Origin of the sequence: Streptococcus orisratti DSM 15617, from assembly GCF_000380105.1 — a bacterium.
GTDB classification, from domain to species: Bacteria; Bacillota; Bacilli; order Lactobacillales; family Streptococcaceae; genus Streptococcus; species Streptococcus orisratti.
The window spans coordinates 43,909-64,905 of record NZ_KB904460.1; the positions used below are offsets into that span (position 1 = coordinate 43,909).

At 38.8% G+C, this 20,997-nt stretch carries 15 protein-coding genes and 1 pseudogene; all 16 read right to left on the bottom strand.

Annotation, left to right across the window (positions count from 1 at the left end; translation table 11 throughout):
* Positions 1 to 2,216 (bottom strand): Spy0128 family protein (locus tag A3I7_RS12460; protein ID WP_018375533.1); only part of this gene is annotated, 2,216 nt, incomplete at its 3' end.
* Positions 2,217 to 2,710: 494 nt separating this feature from the next.
* The gene (trmFO, locus tag A3I7_RS0104225; RefSeq protein ID WP_018375534.1) at positions 2,711 to 4,051 is read right to left on the bottom strand and encodes a methylenetetrahydrofolate--tRNA-(uracil(54)-C(5))-methyltransferase (FADH(2)-oxidizing) TrmFO; all 1,341 of its coding nucleotides are present in this window, start codon (positions 4,049 to 4,051) and stop codon (positions 2,711 to 2,713) included.
* 270 nt (positions 4,052 to 4,321) lie between these two features.
* Positions 4,322 to 5,035 carry a DUF3307 domain-containing protein gene (locus tag A3I7_RS0104230; protein ID WP_018375535.1) on the bottom strand — a complete coding sequence of 238 codons (714 nt, stop codon included), beginning with the start codon at positions 5,033 to 5,035 and terminating at the stop codon, positions 4,322 to 4,324.
* On the bottom strand, positions 5,032 to 5,706 hold the full coding sequence (locus A3I7_RS0104235) for a SatD family protein (protein ID WP_018375536.1): 675 nt from the start codon (positions 5,704 to 5,706) through the stop codon (positions 5,032 to 5,034). The genes A3I7_RS0104230 and A3I7_RS0104235 overlap by 4 nt, the downstream gene beginning before the upstream one ends.
* A gap of 144 nt (positions 5,707 to 5,850) precedes the next feature.
* Positions 5,851 to 7,980, bottom strand: coding sequence for a type I DNA topoisomerase (gene topA / locus A3I7_RS0104240; protein WP_018375537.1), 2,130 nt, complete (start codon positions 7,978 to 7,980; stop codon positions 5,851 to 5,853).
* Between the two features lie 140 nt (positions 7,981 to 8,120).
* Complete coding sequence (gene dprA, locus A3I7_RS0104245) at positions 8,121 to 8,963, bottom strand: DNA-processing protein DprA (protein ID WP_018375538.1); 843 nt, start codon at positions 8,961 to 8,963, stop codon at positions 8,121 to 8,123.
* A 64-nt stretch (positions 8,964 to 9,027) separates the two neighbouring features.
* On the bottom strand, positions 9,028 to 9,576 hold the full coding sequence (locus tag A3I7_RS0104250; protein ID WP_018375539.1) for a sugar O-acetyltransferase: 549 nt from the start codon (positions 9,574 to 9,576) through the stop codon (positions 9,028 to 9,030).
* Positions 9,577 to 9,592: 16 nt separating this feature from the next.
* A complete protein-coding gene (locus A3I7_RS0104255; RefSeq protein ID WP_018375540.1) occupies positions 9,593 to 10,606 on the bottom strand; it encodes a YdcF family protein in 1,014 nt (337 codons plus the stop codon).
* Positions 10,607 to 10,608: 2 nt separating this feature from the next.
* Entirely contained in the window at positions 10,609 to 11,382 is a 774-nt protein-coding gene (locus A3I7_RS0104260) for a ribonuclease HII (RefSeq protein ID WP_018375541.1), read from the bottom strand.
* Positions 11,369 to 12,220, bottom strand: a complete 852-nt coding sequence (gene ylqF / locus A3I7_RS0104265; protein ID WP_018375542.1) for a ribosome biogenesis GTPase YlqF — start codon at positions 12,218 to 12,220, stop codon at positions 11,369 to 11,371. Before ylqF ends, A3I7_RS0104260 begins: the two co-directional genes overlap by 14 nt.
* A 710-nt stretch (positions 12,221 to 12,930) precedes the next feature.
* Positions 12,931 to 14,505, bottom strand: a complete 1,575-nt coding sequence (cls, locus tag A3I7_RS0104270; protein ID WP_026217124.1) for a cardiolipin synthase — start codon at positions 14,503 to 14,505, stop codon at positions 12,931 to 12,933.
* Positions 14,506 to 14,674: 169 nt separating this feature from the next.
* Positions 14,675 to 15,076: a DUF1905 domain-containing protein gene (locus A3I7_RS14495; RefSeq protein ID WP_342663981.1), complete on the bottom strand. Its 402-nt coding sequence runs from the start codon at positions 15,074 to 15,076 to the stop codon at positions 14,675 to 14,677.
* Positions 15,077 to 15,106: 30 nt separating this feature from the next.
* A pseudogene (locus tag A3I7_RS12465) lies at positions 15,107 to 16,441 on the bottom strand (IS1182 family transposase); the annotation flags it as partial.
* A gap of 152 nt (positions 16,442 to 16,593) precedes the next feature.
* Positions 16,594 to 18,264: a formate--tetrahydrofolate ligase gene (locus A3I7_RS0104280; protein ID WP_018375545.1), complete on the bottom strand. Its 1,671-nt coding sequence runs from the start codon at positions 18,262 to 18,264 to the stop codon at positions 16,594 to 16,596.
* A 142-nt stretch (positions 18,265 to 18,406) separates the two neighbouring features.
* Entirely contained in the window at positions 18,407 to 19,417 is a 1,011-nt protein-coding gene (locus A3I7_RS0104285; RefSeq protein WP_018375546.1) for a glycosyltransferase, read from the bottom strand.
* A 245-nt stretch (positions 19,418 to 19,662) separates the two neighbouring features.
* Positions 19,663 to 20,901: a carbohydrate-binding domain-containing protein gene (locus tag A3I7_RS0104290; protein WP_018375547.1), complete on the bottom strand. Its 1,239-nt coding sequence runs from the start codon at positions 20,899 to 20,901 to the stop codon at positions 19,663 to 19,665.
* Positions 20,902 to 20,997: the final 96 nt, after the last annotated feature.

Here is a 20,997-nt window from a genome sequence, read left to right on the forward strand (position 1 = left end):
TCTTCTGAAGTAGTCGTTGTAGTTGGCTCTTCTGAAGTAGTTGTTGTAGTCGTAGTCGTTTCTTCAGTTGTAGTTGTTGTAGTTGTAGTTGTTGTAGTTGGCTCTACATACTCATTGTTAAACTCTTTATCATCTGAGTAAGCAATTTTAGAATCTAGATTTCCTTCACCATCGTCTGTAACTGTTACTGTCACATCAACTTTAAGATCATCGTAAACTACATTGTCGATTGTTTGACCTGCATTGGTTTCTTCAATTGTATACTTGTAAACCCCTGCTGTATCATAAGTGATTGGTTCGAAAATGACTGCACCGTCAGCAGTATTATTAACTTTTTGAAGTTCAGATCCGTCTTCGCCTTTCAATACAAATTCGAATTCACCCGCCTTCAACTCACGACCAGTTAACTTCTTAGTCACTGCAAATCCTGCATTGGTTGGAGTTGGTTTGTAGATATTTTCGAATGTATTGTCGTTATTTGCATAAGATACAGTTGAAGTCAGTTTGCCAGTTGCATCCGCTGTCACTTCAACAGTCACTTCGACAGGTTGACTATCGTAAGTAACGCCTTTTTCATCAGCTGTACCCGCATTCTTTTCAGTAATGGTGTAGTTATAAGTACCTGCTGTATCAAAGGTTAACTTATCAAAAGTAATATTACCGTCTGCATCATTTTTAACAGTTTGAATGTCTTTACCATCTTTAGATAAAGTAAATTCAAACTCACCTGCTTTAAGGGTGCGTCCTGTTAATTTCTTAGTAGCTACAATTTGTGCCTTGGTTGTAAATTTTGTATTCGTAACCGTCTTAAGCACACCGTCTTTACCAACTGTTACTTTAAACGGAGTTGGATCCAACTCATAACCGACAGGAGCTTCCACTTCTGTAACAGTAAATTCACCAAGTTTTACATCAGCTTCAGAGTAGACAGAAGATTGGGCAACCCCCTCTTCATTAGTTTCTACAATTTCTTCTTGTGCTGTAGCACCTGCTGGAGGGGTGATTTTGAATTTGGCACCTGCAAGACGGTTTTGAGTCTTGCTATCAACTTTGTAAAGTGTAATGCGGTAACCTGTCTTCAGTTGGATACTACCACCAGAAGTAACTTGTGAATTACGCCATACTTTTACAATATTGGCAGTTCTATCCGTACGATAAGTCAAAGGAACATCATCACCCGCTACTTCTACCGAGTTGGAAATTTTTGTCCCGTCAGCAGGAGCTGTGGTTTTGTAAGTGATTCGGTAAGATGCTGGTTTACCATTTGACGCTAGTCTGACTGAGGCATTGGTAATTTTAATTTTGAAATCAGTATAAGATTCATTCCATTCAATTGTGTAATCAGAACCTTGAGTCATTTCTTTAACATCTTGGAATGTATACTTATTATCATAGTAACCAGATTCTATTTTTAATGACTCAGGAACAAATTGTGCTGGGGCATAATCAGCTGAGATGTAGTCGTGAATATCAATAACATTATAACTTTCTTGTCTGTCATTTACACGAACAACGAATGGGTGATAATATTCACCACTTTTACCCAGCAATGCAGAAGTCCAATTTCCTTTAGTTATGATACCACTAACTTTAGCAAAATTAGTTACTCCAATTTCATAGCCGTAGTCTGGAACATCAGGTTGTTTTACCTTTATAACCTGAGTTACGGTGTCTTTTGTTTCAGTAGTCGGGTATGTGATTGTTTTTTCAGATACCACTTCTTTGACACTAAAACCTACATATAAAGTACCTGCCACACCTTGAATTTGTGTTCCACCTTTTTTCTCGAGGTAGTCTTTTAAGTTTTTCAAAGTAACAGTAACTTTTCCGCCTTGCCCATCACCATTCGAAACGACTTTGGCATTGCCCACCGCTACGTCAGTTTCCTTATCTTTAAGATCAAATTCTTCCGCCTTCACAGTAATAGGAGCTGGAATCGTAAACGTAAAAGTATCACCGTCTGAAAGATTACCGTCATACTTAGACAAGTCAAAATCAAGCACGTATTTATAATTTGCATAGCTGGTATTGGTTGTTAATGTATAAGAACCATCAGCATTTGGTGCTTTTACTTGCCCATTATCAAGATCCCACAAATTGACGCTTGTAATAACATTGGTCAATTCTTTGGCTTGTGCTGTGTTAGCAAATACTGCTGAACCAAACAGCACTAAGAGTGGCGTCAAAAGATAGAGCCACAACTTTTTCAATTTCATAATTTTCTTCTTTTCCTTTCTAATCATTAAGCTAAAAGTGAAATGATACATATACGGTCTGTAATAAGCAACACCCCTTTCAAAAGCTAATTTTCACCTTTTTAACTTGTATCTAGATTAAGCACCGTTGCGATGCTATCTAATCAATGCGTCATCAAAATGTAACTGTCAAAAAATGTGTTTTGGTGATTGAGTAAAATTAGCTTAATAAATTAGTCAGAAATTTAGCTGTAACACCCCGTTCAAAAAATGGAATATTGGTTATCCCCGCGTATATTATATCTTATTTTTGAAATTATTGCTAGGGATTTCATTCTTTTGTTAAGAAAATCACGATTGTAAGCGTTTTTTTAAAACCAATTTTTAATGTTCTTATAATTTGTTAGCGTAATTTTAATGACAATACTTTGAGCTCTATTGATTATCTGCTAAACTATAACTTGAAGACTTTTACTGCCACCTTATTCCAAGAACATTTTAGTTTGGTCTTTTTTTCATTTTAAAACATCTGATAAACTTTCTAAATCCCGCAAAGCTCGCTCGGCAATTCTTTCGTAGCGTTCCTTTTTATCACGAATTCGTGGACCATCCAATTCTTTGATAATCCCAAAATTAACATTCATGGGTTGAAAATGTTTACTTTCGGCATGAGTGATATAGTGCGGTAAAGCACCAATGGCAGTCGTTTCTGGAAAGATGACTGGCTCTTGTCCTTTGAAACGACGAACAGCATTAATCCCTGCCACCAAACCTGAAGCTGCGGACTCAATGTAGCCTTCCACTCCTGTCATTTGACCAGCAAAAAAGAGATTAGGATTTTTCCGGCTTGCAAAGCTTTGAGTTAAGAGATTAGGTGAATCCATGTAAGAGTTTCGGTGCATGACGCCATAACGGACAAATTCCGCATTTTCCAGTCCCGGAATCATACGGAACACACGTTTTTGTTCTCCCCACTTGAGATGGGTTTGAAAACCAACGATATTGAAAAGACTGCCTGCTGCATTATCTTGCCGCAGTTGGACGACAGCATATGGCGTTTTAAACTCACCATCGCGTGGTCCTTTGTAATCCTCTGGATATTCTAGACCAACTGGTTTCATAGGCCCGTAAAGCATTGTTTTAATGCCTCGCTTGGCCATGACTTCAATCGGCATACAGCCTTCGAAATATTTTTCTTTCTCAAAAGCACTGAGAGGCGCTTCTTCTGCAGTAGTCAAAGCGCGATGAAATGCCATAAACTCCTCTTTGGTCATAGGACAATTCAGATAAGCTGCTTCTCCCTTGTCATAGCGCGATTTAAGATAAACTTTGTACATGTTTATAGTGCTTTTTTCTATAATTGGTGCTGCCGCGTCATAGAAATAAAATCCATCACCACCATTGAATTCGTGAATTTTTGCAGCTAGAGCATCTGAAGTCAGAGGACCAGTTGCGATAACTGTGATGGCATCATCTGGAATCTCAATAATTTCATCACGAATCACTTCAATCAACGGATGATTTTCGATTTCAGCTGTCACTGCCTGAGCGTAACCTTCACGATCAACTGCCATAGCACCGCCTGCTGGTACACGGTGTGCTTCCCCTGCACGCATGATTAGAGAATCCAAGCGACGCATTTCTTCTTTGAGCAGACCGACAGCATTTGTTAAACTATCACCACGAAACGAATTGGAACAAACCAACTCAGCAAAATGACTAGTTTTATGTTGTGGTGTTGATTTGACGCCACGCATTTCGTATAACTTGACTGGAACGCCACGTTTTGCAATTTGGTAAGCCGCCTCGGAACCAGCTAAACCTGCACCGATAACATTAATGTAAGATTGAGACATGACACTAATACCTCTTTTGGAAAAAATTCCCACAAATCTTTCTAAAATTTTAGTTTTAATTGCTTAGTATTAAAATACCAAGTAATATATTTCATATTCTTAAAACATATACCTATAAGTAAGTTTTTTAAGTTAATAACCATGATTTGAAGAATTCTTCACTAAATTTCTTCAAATAGAATAATATTGAACATTCAAGTCAAGCTTCGGAGAGAGGGTTTGCTTCGTAGTTAGTATCATAATACTATTCTATTAAATTTATCATTCTATCTAAAATAAACAAATCCATGCCGCTAACAAAACACTTAAGATACTAAAAAGTGAGCCAATCAAATAATACTCCGCAAATGCCGGATCTTTAGATATTTTATCATACCGTGCAATAGACTTGGCAGTGAAAACCAAGCCGATTGAAGCAAATTGATTGAAGAACAGACAAAACGCAATGATAATTCGTTCTAACAAACCAATAGTCGCCCCTGCACCAGGAATAGTATCGATTTTACCAATATCTTTGGGTTGGTATTTTGTAAAATACAATTTAAACGCAATATTGGTTGGTTTAGTAATTAAAACCAAGAACAAAATAAGATTTAAACTAGTTGGTGATAACCATTCGGGTAAAACGTAATTTTGAGCGGATAAGCCTAGAAGAATAATGATAACCAGATGCAGCATCTGGTCCAGCGAGAAACTGGCACTTTGAGTAAGTTTCAGAAGCCTTGTTAATCGTGGTTTGAAATAATCTATACACGCGTGACTTATCCAGATAAGCAGAGCAAGCCACCAAATTTTAGGTTGAAGCGCTATCATGATGAGTAGCGGAACAGCAACCCCCACTAGATGAAAAGATAGATAAATAAGGTTAGAACTCTTTCTATCAGCAACTCGTTGACTTTGTAGCTGGAAGTCAGAGAGGAAATGACAAATTAGCAAACTAGTCAGTATAGGATTATCGCTCAAAATATGTGAAAGTCCAGTCATTGCTCTTCCTCCTTCATTCGACTGCTTTCTCTGAGAACCGTCAAAGCTGTCTTACGAGTTCGCAAGTACACCTTGAGACTACTGCTCTTCAAACGTTTTGATAGGGCACTAGAACTTAGTTTTAATTTATCGCTTAGAAGCTGCTGATCAAAACGTTCGTCGTAAATTCCTAACTCTAAAAGCTCGTCAAGTGTAATTCTTTGGCTAGCTCGCCAATTGACTTTAATAGCTTCCCCAGCTGATATAAGACTATTAACGACCTCAGTAGTTAATGGCTCTTTGCACCTCACTGCTATCTGGGTATTGCCGTAATCATTTTTCTGATGAATATGGTTAATCGCTTCTCTGGCATACCAATATGCCGGGCCATCAGCACCTAAACTTTGTTCCGGATTGATACTTGTCTTTATTTCTCCCACTCCAAGACCAAAACGGATGTTATACGGTAGCAATGCTGTCTCAATTTGGTCAATAATGAGAAATATAGGAGCTTCCATTTTTAAAAGTCCCTGAAATTCATCTCCTAAAGTGACAGAAAGCTTCGAAGCCAACACTGTTTCATAATCTTGATTTAGGCGTGCTAGACAAGATTTTAAAATATCTTGCACTTCTGAACGATTCGGTAACGACTTGGAATTTATTAAATCTCCAATTAAAGCAAAATACATCATAAAAGTCACCTCGAAGTCTATTATAACAGACAAAACAAATAAAGTCCATTATAACGGCAATTTTTAATTTTTTCCATTATAACGGACTTTATAGACTTTATATGGGAAATCACTCTAACTATTTTAGGAAATCACCTTTTGTGATTATTTAACCACTTCTTCCTTGTAGTCACACTTTTCGCTACTACAAATGACTTGTTTTCCTCCGCCACGAATTTTCTTCTCAACGAGAAAATCACCAGATTTAGGACAAGAACGACCAACTGGTAGATCCCACGACGTAAATTCACATTCAGGATAGCGGTCACAGCCATAAAAAATACGATTACGTTTTGTTTTACGTTCAATAACTTGACCTTTTCCACAAATCGGGCAGGTCACGCCAATTTCTTTGGTAATGGCTTTGGTATTGTGGCAATCAGGGAAGTTGCTACAAGCATAGAATTTCCCATAGCGACCGAGTTTAATAACCATAGGATGACCACAAACATCACAGTCAAAGCCAGCTGGCTCGTCTTTAATCTGGATTTTTTCAATCTCAGTTTCAGCCTTCTCCAATTCGTTTTGGAAAGGCTTATAAAATTCATCAATGACCTTTTGCCACTGCTCTTTCCCAACTTCAACTTGGTCAAGTTTGTCCTCCATTTCGGCAGTGAACTTAACATTAACAATATCAGGGAAAAACTCAACAATTAGGCTATTAACAATTTCACCAAGCTCTGTCGGTTCAAATCGCTTAGCGGCTAATTTAACATAATAACGGCGTTGAATGACATCAAGCGTTGGGGCATAGGTTGACGGACGACCAACGCCGTTTTCTTCCAAGGTCTTAATAAGAGTGGCCTCAGAATAGCGTGCAGGTGGCTGCGTAAAATGCTGTTCTGGTTGAGTATTAAGTTTCTTAACAGTGTCGCCTTCAGCCATATCAGGAAGCATCTTATTTTTGTCAGAATCATTATAGACAGCCAGATAGCCATCAAATTTGACTTGACTACCATTGGCAACGAAAACAACACTATTTTGCTCCAAATTAACCTTCATGGTGTCAAAGACAGCAGCAGTCATCTGACTGGCTACGAAACGATTCCAAATTAAGGTATATAGCTTGATTTGGTCTTTATCAAGATACTTAGCAATAGCCTCTGGTGTCTGATTAACATTTGACGGACGAATAGCTTCATGGGCATCTTGAGCGCCAGAAGCGTTTTTAATACGACTGCCGTGCTTAGAATACTTTTCACCAAAACGTTGACTGATAAACTGGGCAGCATCATTTTGCGCCACAGGGCTGATACGGGTTGAATCTGTACGCATATAGGTTATCAGACCTTGTGTGCCGTTTGGTCCGAGGCTAATTCCCTCATACAATTGCTGCGCGACCATCATGGTTTTACGGGTGCGGAAGTTTATTTTATTGGCGGCATCTTGTTGGAGAGATGAGGTTGTGTAAGGCAAAGGAGCATTTCTGCGACGCTCCTTCTTTTCAACTTTTGAAACGAGAAAATCATCAGAAGTGATTTGTGTCAACACTTTTTGGACATCTTCATTGGTTTCAAGCTTCATCTTCTTACCATTCATACCATAAAAGGCTGCTTGAAATTTTTTAGTTCCTTTTTTGAAAGAACCGTCGATTGTCCAGTATTCTTCTGGTTTGAAAGCTTTAATTTCATTTTCACGGTCAATAATCAACTTGAGGGCAACAGACTGCACACGCCCCGCAGAAAGCCCCTTTTTTACCTTCTTCCAAAGAATTGGCGAAATGGAGTATCCCACAATACGATCAAGCACGCGGCGTGCCTGTTGAGCATCTACCAAATCCATATCAATCGCACGGGGTTCAACAAAGGCGTTTTTGACTGCATCCTTGGTGATTTCATTGAAGACAACACGATTTTTATCATGTTCATCAAGCCCTAGAATGTGGGCTAAATGCCAAGAGATAGCTTCTCCTTCACGGTCCGGGTCACTAGCTAAATACACTTTTTTGGCATTTTTAGCTTCTTTTTTGAGGGAATTAATCAAAGGCCCTTTACCGCGAATGTTAATGTACTGCGGTTCATAATTATTTTCAAAATCAATCGACATGGTTGACTTTTTCAAGTCACGAATGTGTCCAACTGAGGCTACAACTTTGTAGTTGCGACCAAGATATTTTTCAATCGTTTTAGCCTTGGCAGGTGATTCCACAATGACCAAGTTCTTTTGTGGCGCTTTTTTCTTTGCCTTTTTTGTACTTGTTTTAGTTTTGGTTTTGCTAGCTGTCGCTGTTACCATGAAAATCGATACCAAGAACCATTCGCTACCTCAACGGGAGCTTGGCTCCATTCCTTCTCTTATGTAGTAAAACTTCTAACATAATACCCCGCTTTTAGCAAACTGTCAACAAAAAACTTTCTCCTATAGGAGAAAGCTAATCATAATTGATATTCAGAAACAATATCAAATCCTGTCGTGACGCACTTTGCGCCCTCTTGAATAAGATGGTGACAACCATCAGACCTTCCATCTAAAATATTTCCTGGAATGGCAAAAATATCTCTTCCTTCTTCAAGGGCACGCTCGCAGGTGATAAGACTCCCTGAACGCATTTTAGCCTCAGCAACGATAATACCTTGGGCAAGTCCGGCAATGATACGATTGCGTTCAGGGAAATGGAATTTCAACGGCTGCTCACTGCAAGCGTATTCTGTCAATAGTAAGTGATTTTTCGCGATATAATCCTGCAATTTTGCATTTTCTTTGGGATAGTAAACATCGAGTCCTGTTCCAATAACGGCAATAGTCGCTCCGCCATTTTTTAAACTAGCAACATGGGCACTGGTATCAATACCACGCGCTAGACCAGATACAATCACAAACTGATTGCCCAGCTCTTTGATGACCTTCTGAACCGACTTCGTTCCTATATCAGAGCAATTTCTAGAGCCAACGACTGCTAATTTGGGCTTGGTCAGCAGTTCCAGATTTCCTTGGTAAAATAGCAGAACTGGCGGATTATAAATTTCTTTAAGTTCTAGGGGATATTCTTGGTCTAGTATTGAAATACTAGGATATCTATTAAACTCTTCTCGCAGAGTTTTACTGTCTAGGTGCTTGTAAGACTCCATGAAAAGAATTGGGTTTTTACACTTTGACACAACAGCCATGTCGCGTAGTGATAAGGATTTACCAACACGTGCCTGATAATCCAAAATGTTGATAATATTAAGATTAGTCAATCCAGCTTTTTTCAATTTATACAGTTCAAAATTATTCATGCTTGTTCCTCCACTTTGATTATTCGAAAAAGCTCTGCAAAAATAGCAGAGCTTGAATGAGATTTTAAAGTGTTTTAATAATTTTAGCTGGATTCCCTGCTATGACAACATTGTCTCCAAAAGATTTAGTCACTACTGCTCCTGCTCCGACAACAACATTATCGCCTAGTGTTACTCCAGGTAAAATAGTTGCACCGCCACCAAGCCAAACATTATTACCAATAGTGATTGGAGCGCCATATTCCAGACCAGAGATACGCTCTATAGCGTCAAGCGGGTGAAGTGGGGTCAATAGTTGACAATTCGGTCCTAGCATTGCATTGTCACCAATACGAATCTCACAAACATCAAGAAAAGTACAATTAAAATTGGCATAGAAATTTTCTCCCACATGAATATTGGTTCCGTAGTCACATGCCAAACGTGGTTCGATTAGAAGATTAGCACCGGTTGTACCAAACCAGTTTTTTATGATTTCCTTTCGCTTATCGCGGTCTGCTTCCTTGTTAAAATCTTCCATTTTCTCACGTGCTATTATGCGAGCAGTTTTCAACTCGACATCACTGGGATCATAAAGCTGGCCTGCCAGCATTTTTTCACGTTCTGTTGTCATTTTTACCTCCATATTGTCATTGAATAAGATGTGTCAGGATTGTCCCGATGATAAACACAAAAGTTAGTACACCAAGTATAGTCATATGCCATTTTTTAGTATAGACAAGATAACCAACGAACTCACGAATGAAAGCATTTAAACTAAAATAAAATTTTGTTTTAGCACCGTAACCAATACATTTAATTCCCAGTTGTCGTGCTATAAGTAAGGCGCGAAAAACATGATAGTAATTGGTAACAAGAGCGAATTGACTTCCGTTTGTCATGAGATTGCGGGAAAATTTTATATTTTCTTTTGTATTAGTCGATTTATTCTCAAGAATAATATCGTCTGCTGCTACTCCTTTTACGAGAGCATAGCTAGTCATTGCTTGAGCCTCGGAGATGACTTCATCTGGCCCCTGACCTCCTGACATAATCAGTTTACTTCCTGGATTTTTATGATAAATAGCAATGCCTCTATCAATACGTGACGCTAGAAGTGGTGTAACCTGTTCACCAATTAAGCCAGCCCCCAGAACAACAACATAATCTAGTTTGGGTGGTAAAATGTTGATTAAATTAACAAAACTAGAACTAGTATAAAGTATACTAAGTCCCACAAGATAAGCTACTAAAATCCCTAGATAGAAAAAGAAATAGTTGAGAACGGGGATGGAGGATAAATACTTCGTGATAAAAGGAAAAATAAAGCTATAAAAGGTGATAGCAAGAGCCAAACCAAGGGACAAAAAGTTTTGAAAACGAACCCCTTCACTTTTTAGAAGTTTAAAACCATTATAATAAAGAGCGCATAAAAAGAAAAAAGGGCCAAGCATAAGACAAAGTAAAAAGGTTGCGAAAATAGCGATTCCTAGCAAGCGCAAAATGTCATTCGTTTCTAATATACGAGCAGAAAGAATCCATATCCCTAACCAAATAAACAGATTAACAACCAAAAGCGCTATAAAAATAGAGCGTCGTTCTTTAAAATAAGCAAGAACAAAAAATCCCAGTGACAGCAAGAAAAGTAGAAAAAACAGCCACATGATTAGTCATTTCCTCCTAGGATAGATTTTATTGGCTCGAAGGTTCTGCGATGAATTGGAGTTACACCGAGATTATGAAGTCCGGAGAGGTGGTCTTTTGTCCCATAACCTGCATTCTGAGCAAAAGCATAGCCTGGGTATTGCTTATCATAAGCTGTCATCATACGGTCACGTGTAACCTTGGCAACGATAGAAGCTGCCGCGATAGATAGAGAATTGGCATCTCCCTTGATGATAGATTGCTGAGGAATAGCTAAGTCTAACTTCATGGCATCGATCAACAAATAATCTGGTTTTTTCTTTAACTTTCCGACTGCTTCTATCATGGCTAATTTGGTCGCTTCATAGATATTAACACAATCGATGACATCGTTTGATTGCACTCCAACACCTACCGCCAGAGCCTCTTTCATAACCTGTTCATAAATGGCTTCATGTTTAGACTTAGGGATTTTTTTGGAATCATTAAGACCTTTGATTTTACAATATTTTGGCAAAATAACGCAGGCCGCTACCACTGGTCCTGCTAGTGGGCCTCTACCAACTTCATCAATACCAGCAATCTGATTGAAGCCTTGTGAATACAAATCTTTTTCGTAGCGTAGCATATTTTCCAAACGCAAATCTTCGTCCCAATCAGCCTGAATGGCTTTTTTACGCTGTCTGATAGCCGTTTGAACCCCTGCACGGCTATCTGCTTCAAAGCCAGCCCAAGCTGGATCAGAAAGCGTTGTGAGGTCTTCTAGCTGGTTCTTGATTTCCTTAATCGTTGCCATCTGTTTCTCCGACAATATCAAGCGTGTAGCGCCCAAGTTTACCATCACGTACATCTTTGACAAAAAGATTATAAAAACGATCGTAGTCGTCACGAAAACCAAGTTTCTGAGTCATAGTCATGATGATTTCAGGTGCTTCTTCGTCAAGATTAATCCCTTTATAACGTTCGAGCAGACGATCGGCATAATGCTGCTTGAAATAGTTTATGCCAAAAATGGTTACCTCATCCATCGGTAAGAGTTGGTCTTTAATAGCACCAGTAAGCGCAAGTTTTAGTCCTACAACTTCATCTTCAAATTTGGGCCAAAGTATCCCTGGAGTATCTAAAATTTCCAAATCCTTGTTAGATTTGAGCCATTGTTGACCTTTGGTAACGCCTGGTTTGTTACCGACAACAGCAATTTTCTTTCCTGCTAGACGGTTCATCAGGGTAGATTTACCAGCATTTGGAATACCAATAATCATTGTTCGCAGAGTTTCTTTTTGGATACCGCGTTCACGAAGTTTAGCAATTTTATCTGCCATGAGTTCCTTTGCTGCATCAGTCACTTTTTTTACCGCAGATTGTTCTTTTGAGTTAATTGCCAATGTTTTTATCCCTTGATTCTCAAAAAAGCTACGCCATTGTGTCGTACGAATGCTATCAGCAAGGTCTGCCTTGTTTAAAATCATAAGCTTAGGCTTATCACCAACAATCTTGGTTAACATGGGGTTTTGGCTGGATAAGGGCAGGCGGGCATCAACCAAAATGGTCACGAAATCAACGTGCTTGATGTTTTCCTGCACCTGTCGGCGCGCCTTGGACATATGGCCTGGATACCACTGAATAATTGCCATGTCATTAAAATCCTTTCCTCGCAAGGATCTGAGACCCTTGGTTTTCAATTTTTCATTTAGGCACCACATAGGCACCAAACTTAGATTACTAACTTGTTGCTTTTTCTATTTTTTCGCTAAGGTTAATAATATCAAATTACTTACTATTATCCTTCGTTTGTCTAGGATAATGTTAATTGTAATGTATCTGACTATGTATGATAATTTAAGTCAAAAGTTTAACTTGGTTAGATACTATTATATCATCTTTTTCTTCTTTTTACCGTCCTTTGTTTTCAGTTCACAAGTTCTTCAAATCCTTCTAACGGATATTCGATTTGTCTTATTTTACTGTTAGACTTGCCGTTTACTTTCAGTTGTCCTTTAGTCTATCTTTTCTAATTTTGGCGACTGAAGAAATCTCACGTTCTTATTTCCTACTTCAAATAACCCACTGAATCCATTGGAAGTGACTTTGATGTATTTGAGAACGGTGTGCTGCCAGTAAATAGTCTTCAAACTTCATCGTTACCCTTATTACTCGATAGAAACCGACAAAAAATCCCTTATCCAAAGATAAGGGATTGAGGGGGCACGTTTCCATGAGATGAAAAGGTTCACACAAATCATCAAGGTCCGCTCCTGCGTTTATGACCTCCCCTGCGCAAATATAGTCTTACGACCAAATTCGGCTCATCGCATACGAAAATTATAACAAAAACTCAGCTATTTTACAAGAGCGGTGCAATGGTTTTTACCACATGGCCAAGAACTTTCTGAACAAATGGTGTCTTTGCTAAAATTTCAGGAGTTACTTTTTGACATTTAGCTAATGTGTCAATGTAATCTTTGTAGATGTCATCAATCGCATCTACTTTGTAAAGGTAGGTTGCACATTCAAAATGGTGGTATAGGCTGCGATAATCAAGGTTAATTGTTCCAACGACAGCCTTGGCATGATCGCTGACAAAAACTTTGGCATGGATAAAACCGGGTGTGTAAAAATAAATACTAACCCCAGATTTCATCAAAGGAGACAAGTAAGTTTTAGCTAGGGCGTATGGTATTGCCTTGTCTGGGATTCCTGGCATGATTAGACGGACATCTACACCACGTTCGGCAGCAAAACGAATAGCGTGTTCCATTTCGCTGTCCAGAATTAAGTAAGGAGACATGATGTAAACGTATTCCTTGGCATGATTGAGAATGTCAATATAGACATTTTCGCCAATCTTGTCTGTATCAAGAGGAGAGTCTCCATAGGGAATAACATAACCTTTGCTTTCGATGAAGGAGGTATCATGGGAAGTAAGGTAAGGCTCCACAACCATTTCCTTGTCGGTGATTGACCACATTTGTAAAAACAAGATGAGGAAGCTATCAGTAGCAGGGCCTTCTAGCATCAAAGCTGTATCTTTCCAATGTCCAAAACGATCAATTTCATTAATATACTCATCAGCAAGATTAACGCCTCCTGTAAAGGAAACTTGGCCATCAATTACAATAATCTTGCGGTGATCCCGATAGTTATAATAAGTTGATATGAAAGGAGAAATAGGTGAGAATGCTTTAGCGCGGATACCGATTTTTTCAAGCCGCTTCGTGTAATCTGTTGAAAGTGTAGAGAGTTCATTCATCCCATCATATAGGACACGTACCTCCACTCCTTCTCTGACCTTCTCTTCTAAAATGCTGAGAACTTCTCCCCACATACGACCTTCTGCAACAATAAAAAACTCTAGAAAAATGTATTTTTGAGCTTTTCTCAATTGTTTTTTCAATTCCTCGAAAAAATCCTCTCCAGACGGAAAGTAAGTCACTTTGGTATTGTTATATACAGGAAAATTACCTCGGCTATATTGCAGATATTGAACAAGATGGTAAGTTGTGGATGTATCATCTTTCAGTACTTCCAAGATTTGTTCGTCATCTTTTAGATATGGTTCACTTTCATCAACTAAATGATTAAAGCGTTGCTTTAACCCTTGGTAACCCCAATCTAATTTGGTATAAATAAGAAATAATGATCCTAATAAGGGCACAACCATCACCAAGATTAACCAAGTCACGCGAGATAGAGCGTCCATTTCACTATTAACCAAATACAACACCACAGCCACGGCTAGAAGTCGTTCAATTCCTTCGCACCAAAGTTGATATTGATCCAGCCAAGCAAATGAAGCCATAAGAAAAAGAATTTGTAGTATGATGAACAAAGCAATGATTGTCGTTCTACTGAAAATACCACGCAAAAAACCTTGACGACTTTTATCTAAAAGCTTTAAAACTTTGATTTTATGACTGATAAAAACACCTCCTAAACTACTTTTTGTTATTATATCACATTTAACAGATGGATGAAAAATCCTAAAGTAATTTAATCATGTAAAAAGTTGATACTCAATAGAAAACGTCCAAGGTCAACTGACTAAAAGAAACTTGACAAAAGATTAGATGTTTAGAAAAGTATAACTGTCATTCTCTTTCTTTCAATACGATATTGACAGATGACCCTATCCCTTTTCCAATCGCTTGTTGAATATCCTTTCGAATTCCAACAATATAACAAACCTTATCATTATCATCTTTAACACCCATATTAACTATGGAGCCCTCGTAGGGATACCCATCAAAAGTGACATATACCTTTACTCTACCTTTACCAAATTCTTCTCGAATATCAAAAGGAAAGATGGTGTAAGTTCCACCGTGGTTTGATGGATAAATTTTTGAAGTGTAGCGATGACTCTTATTATTCATAAAATTATAGTACCATAAAAAGCCGACCAAAGTCGGCTTCAGAATGAAGACAAACATCTCGATTGATGTTTGTCTTTTTCTGTTTATTGGTCTGATAGTCGGTCTTTTTGCCAGCATAGTGGTTATCTGTCCAAAATAAAAAGGCTTGCCTGCCCTTATTTTTACCAATTTCTTGAGATTTAAACACGCCAAAGTCAGTCCAACCTTATCTTCCATTTTGGACTTGCCTTTCTCTCTTGTATAACGAAGATTGTGGTACTCTTTAGCTGTCCCAAAGAGGCGTTCAATAGTTTCTTTGTGCTTCTGGTAGAGTTCCTTCATGCCCTTTCGATGTCGAATCTCTTCACAGGTTTCTAAAGCCTCTTTCCAAATGTGTCGAGTTACCACTTTCTGCTTGTTCTTGCTTTCTGTACAAATGGATAAGAGTGGACATGTAGCACAGATAGCTGGATCACTCTTATATTCCCGATAACCTTCCCTGGTTGTAGTACGATAGTTTAAGACCTGATTCTCAGGACAGATATAACAGTCATAGTATTCATCGTAAACAAAATCCTTCGAGCGTAGTTTTCCCTTCTTCCCTTTCGGTCGTGTGTACGGAAAGACTGGAGTAATCTCTTGTTCTAGGAGGAAGCGAGCGATACTTGGGGTCTTATAACCAGAATCGGCAATGAGAAAGCTAGGCTGAAAGGGTTGAAGTTTAGTGAAGAGTACAGGAAAAGCCTGACTGTCATGGACATTGCCAGCCTCCACGCTATAAGCTAGAGCCCAACCATGCTTGTCACACGCAACCTGAGCTGTATAAGCGAATACTTCCTTATGGTCCCCTTTATGAAACCAACCACTTTCTGGGTCGGTTGTAGAAATTTTCTTAGCGACGGGCTCCGGTTCTTTTGCGAGCCCTAGCGGCTTTTTTGCGTGCTTCACTCTGTCTCTATTGATTTCAATCTCTAGCTGATCACTCATAAACTTGGCTTGCTTTTCAATTTCACGATTGATGAATTTACGGTTATTCGCTGCAGCCTTGATATGAGTACCATCAATGAAAATTTCTGTTGGATCTATGAAACCTGCATTGACACATAGACCTAAGATATGGGTGAAAATGCCTTCAATGACCTGCTTATCTTGGAAACGACGGACATAATTCTTTCCGTAGGTCGTGAAATGAGGCACCTTATCATCCAGTCGAAGACCAAGAAACCAACGGTAGGCAGTGTTCACTTCAATTTCCTTAATGGTTTGGCGCATGGAACGAATGCCGAAGAGACACTGAAGGATTGGAATTTTAATGAGCAGAACAGGGTCAAGACTAGGACGCCCTGTTTCATCGCTATAGCTATCTGCGACTAAGTCATAGATAAAGGAGAAGTCAATAGCTTCCTCTATTTGACGAAGGAGATGATCTTGAGGAACAAGGTCATCTAGATTGTAGAAACCAAATTGACCGCGATTGTAGTCTGGATTTTCTTTGTGTAACATAGCGATTCTCCCTCTACTTATTAACTGGATTCTTATCTCTATTATATTACTTTACGCATGAAAAAGCCGTTAGAAATACAATTCTAACGACTTTGTCTTCATTCTGAAGCCGACCAAAGTCGGCTTTAAACTTATCAATTCCAAAAAATATTTTAGAAGAGTCCAATTGCTGTTCCGTCCTCAGCAACGTCCATGTTAAGCGCAGCTGGTTTTTTAGGTAAACCAGGCATAGTCATGACATCACCTGTTAAGGCAACGATGAAGCCTGCGCCAGTTTTTGGTACGAATTCACGGATTGTGATATCAAAGTCTTCTGGTGCTCCAAGAAGTGCTTGGTTATCAGAAAAGCTGTATTGTGTTTTAGCCATACAAACGGGTAATTTATCCCAGCCAAACTGAGCGAATTGTTTGAGTTGTGTTTTAGCTTTTGGTCCAAAAACAACCGATTTTCCACCGTAAATTTCAGTGACAATCTTTTGGATTTTTTCTTCTAGGGTATCGTCATCTGAGTAGAGGCGCTTGTAATCTGCACCGCCATTTTCAACAGCATTAACAACAGCATTGGCAAGATCAATACCGCCATCAGCACCATTTGCCCAAACGCTAGCGAGTTCTACAGGAACGTCAATTTCAGCACAAAGTTCTTTGAGTACAGCAATTTCAGCTTCCGTATCTGCAACAAACTCGTTGATAGCGACAACTGCTGGAATACCAAATTTACGAATATTTTCAACGTGACGTTTAAGATTAGCAAATCCAGCACGAACCGCTTCAACATTTTCTTCGCCAAGGTCTGTTTTAGCTACGCCGCCATGCATTTTAAGGGCGCGAATTGTGGCAACAATAACAACAGCGTCTGGTGTTGTTGGAAGATTTGGTGTTTTGATATCAAGGAATTTTTCAGCACCAAGGTCAGCACCAAATCCAGCTTCTGTAATTGTATAATCAGCTAAGCGAAGTGCTGTTGCTGTTGCAAGAACTGAGTTACAACCGTGTGCAATATTAGCAAATGGGCCACCGTGGACTAGAGCGGGTGTACCATAAATCGTTTGTACCAAATTAGGTTTAATAGCATCTTTAAGAATTAGTGTCAGAGCACCCTCTACTTTCAAATCACGAACATAAACTGGTGTACGGTCATAGCGATAAGCAACCACAATATTTGCCAAACGTTCTTTCAAATCGTTGATATCGGTTGCTAAACACAAGATTGCCATGATTTCTGAAGCTACTGTAATGTCAAAGCCATCTTCACGTGGAATACCGTTAACTGGGCTACCAAGACCAATTGTGACATGACGAAGGGCGCGGTCATTGAGGTCAACAACACGTTTCCAAATAATACGACGTTGGTCAATACCAAGTTCGTTTCCTTGATGAAGGTGGTTATCGATAATTGCTGAAAGAGCATTGTTTGCAGTTGTAATGGCGTGCATATCACCCGTAAAGTGAAGGTTAATATCTTCCATTGGAAGAACTTGGGCGTAACCACCTCCTGCCGCTCCACCTTTAATTCCCATAACAGGACCAAGAGATGGTTCCCGAAGAGCAATCATTGTTTTTTTGCCGATTTTATTTAAAGCATCAGCCAGTCCGATTGACATAGTTGACTTTCCTTCACCAGCAGGTGTTGGGTTAATCGCTGTCACAAGAATCAATTTACCTGGTTTGTTTTCTTGAACAGATTTGATTTTATCGAAAGACAATTTGGCTTTGTATTTTCCATAAAGTTCAATATCATCAAATGTAATACCGACTTTTTCGACAATTTCGGTAATTGGTTTGAGTTCGATACTTTGTGCAATTTCGATATCAGATTTCATGGGCTCTCCTACGTTATAAAGATACTCGGCTTTCTAAGCCTGATTAAAGTGATGATTTCATTATAGCATATCTTTTAAAATAACGCATGTTTTTTAACTTTTTAATCAATATTGTTCGTTTTTTGTTTCTCATTTAGTTTTTTTAGGTGAAAACAAGTGAATTCTGTACACGGTAACTAACTAAGAATAAGATAGTCTCTGTCAAAAGTTTTGCAATGACCAAACCAATTCCTATACCAACCATAGCTTTAATCATGAAATAGTTGCAAGTCATGATGACCAATACCAGCATAAAATAGCGAACCGCTGATTTAAAAAGCGGACTAGTTCGATTGAAAACAACTTTAGCGTTAAGTAAACATTGTGTACTTGAACTAATAACACGCGCCAAAATAACAGAAAGCAAAAGATTATGCGTCAAGGCAACTAAGATAAACAAAGCAAGAGCATCAATAATCGCTGATAACATTGCCGTCCCTGAAAATTTTAAGAAAGGGCTGTAAATGCGAATCGAATCTCGAATAGGCCTGAAATGAGAACTTTTATTATTTTCAAGATAAACCGTTTCTATAGGAACTTCACGAATGAAGTGCCCACTTTGTTTTGCCTCTAAAAGCATATTAAATTCATATTCAAACCGCTCTCCTCTCAGTTTTAGCAACCAAGGAATGAGGTCAGTGGATAAACCGCGAAGTCCTGTCTGTGTATCCGAAACTTTTTGTCCTGTCACTATGGAAAATAGCAGAGCAGTCATACGATTTCCAAAACGGCTGCGAGCAGGAACCTTTCCAACAAAAGCACGCGCCCCAAGCACAATATAATTTGGATTTTGCTTGATAGTCTTAGCAACACTAATAATGTCTTTAATAAGATGCTGACCATCACTGTCAACAGTAATCATGACATCTTGGCTTTTATTAACTTTTGCAATATAGCTAAATACTGTTTTTAAAGCCGCTCCTTTTCCACGATTTTCCGAATGTTTTAGAACTGTTGCCCCTAACCTTTGGCTATCGTCATAAAAATTTTGATATAAAGGGCTACTTCCATCATTTATTAGAATGATGTGAGCTTGAGGAAGTTGATTCTTAATGTCTGCTACGACTTTCACAAGTCGCTGATCGGGTTCATAGGCTGGAATAATAATATACATAGACCAACCTCCTTTCATGTGATACTCTTCAAAAACCAAAACGATATAAACTTAGGCCATCAGCGTATTAATAACTTTAGATTTTCATCGCACTTGATTTTCATCAGGTAGCATCCTAAATGAAACTTTTCTTATGACTTCACCTTATTCTCAATGTAGATAATAATCAAACTGTTTAAAGTTGAAAATGAAGCGAACCGCATCCATAAAGGTTTGAGCTCAATTACAATAGATATGAGTTCGCCCTATCTTGGACCAAATCCTCTTTGGCCTCCGCCGCCCCCACCAGGGCCGTCAGCAACAATTTCAGTTTGATTTTCGCCATTAACTGTTACAGTTCCACCTGTATAAGACACTGTACCGTCAAAGTCAAATGCAAATTGGGCAGTAATGTTTATATTGCCTCCTGTTACTGTCAGATTACCATTTGAATCAACCGCATCTGTATCTCCAGAAGCCATTTCAATAGTGATGTCACCACCATTGATTGTGACAAAGATTTCATCTGATGAAGCTGAGGCATTGGCAGCATTGATACCATCATCAGTGGCATATAAGTCAATCTTTCCATCGTTAATGGTTACTGATTTCCCTTCAATTCCTTCAGTAGATTCCTTGATGGTATAGGTGCCACTATCGATCACTAGATTTCCTGAAGCGTGAATGGCATCATCTCCCGCTGTGATTGTCATTGTATTATCAGCAAGATACATATTTCCAACGCTTGTATCCTCATCATTATCCACTTTGACAGCATCCTCTTTAGCATCAATTGTCATTGTCGCATTAGCGATATTTAATTCATCATTTACATTGAAGGCATCTCCCACCGAAGTAATGTTATAAGTACCGCCAGTGATATGAAGAGTATCATTTGCCTTGATTCCATTATTCGTCTTTCCATTAACATTAAGTGTACCAGACCCATTGATAGTTAAATCAACCTTAGAAAAGAGAGCAGCATCGGCATCTTCATCTGTATTTGAAGAGGAGTCAGACAAAGTATTGGTGCTACCATCAGCCAAGGTTACATAGACACGACCTGCCTGAGTAGCAGAAATTACTGCGCTGGTTGAACTCATTGTTACACCATTCAAAACAATATGTACATCATCTTCAGAGCCTGCTGCAATTTGTATTTGTACACCATCTGATTCACCTGAAATAACATAAGTTCCAGCTTTAGAAATGGTAACTGTAGAACCGCTAACTGCTACTCCGTCACCAGATACCTTAGCCGATGAACCATTTAATGTAATTTTTGAAGCTGTGCTTTCATCATAGGATGTCTCATAATCAGCACTGGTAAAATGATCAGAACTACTCGATGTCTGTTTTGTTGATGTCGTCGTTGCCGAAGCACTGGTTGATGTTTTTGTTGATGTTGTTCCAGAATTTGTCGTTGTTGAACATGCCGCAAGCAGAGTAAGCGATGTTGCACATAGTAGTAAGTAGTTGAGTGTTGACTTTTTCTTAATTGTCATACGATTCCTCCGTTCTTTTATCTACTCTTATCATACGGACCATGTCTGAAAGATTCCTGAAAGTTTTCTTGTAGAAACCTTAAACCATAAAAATTA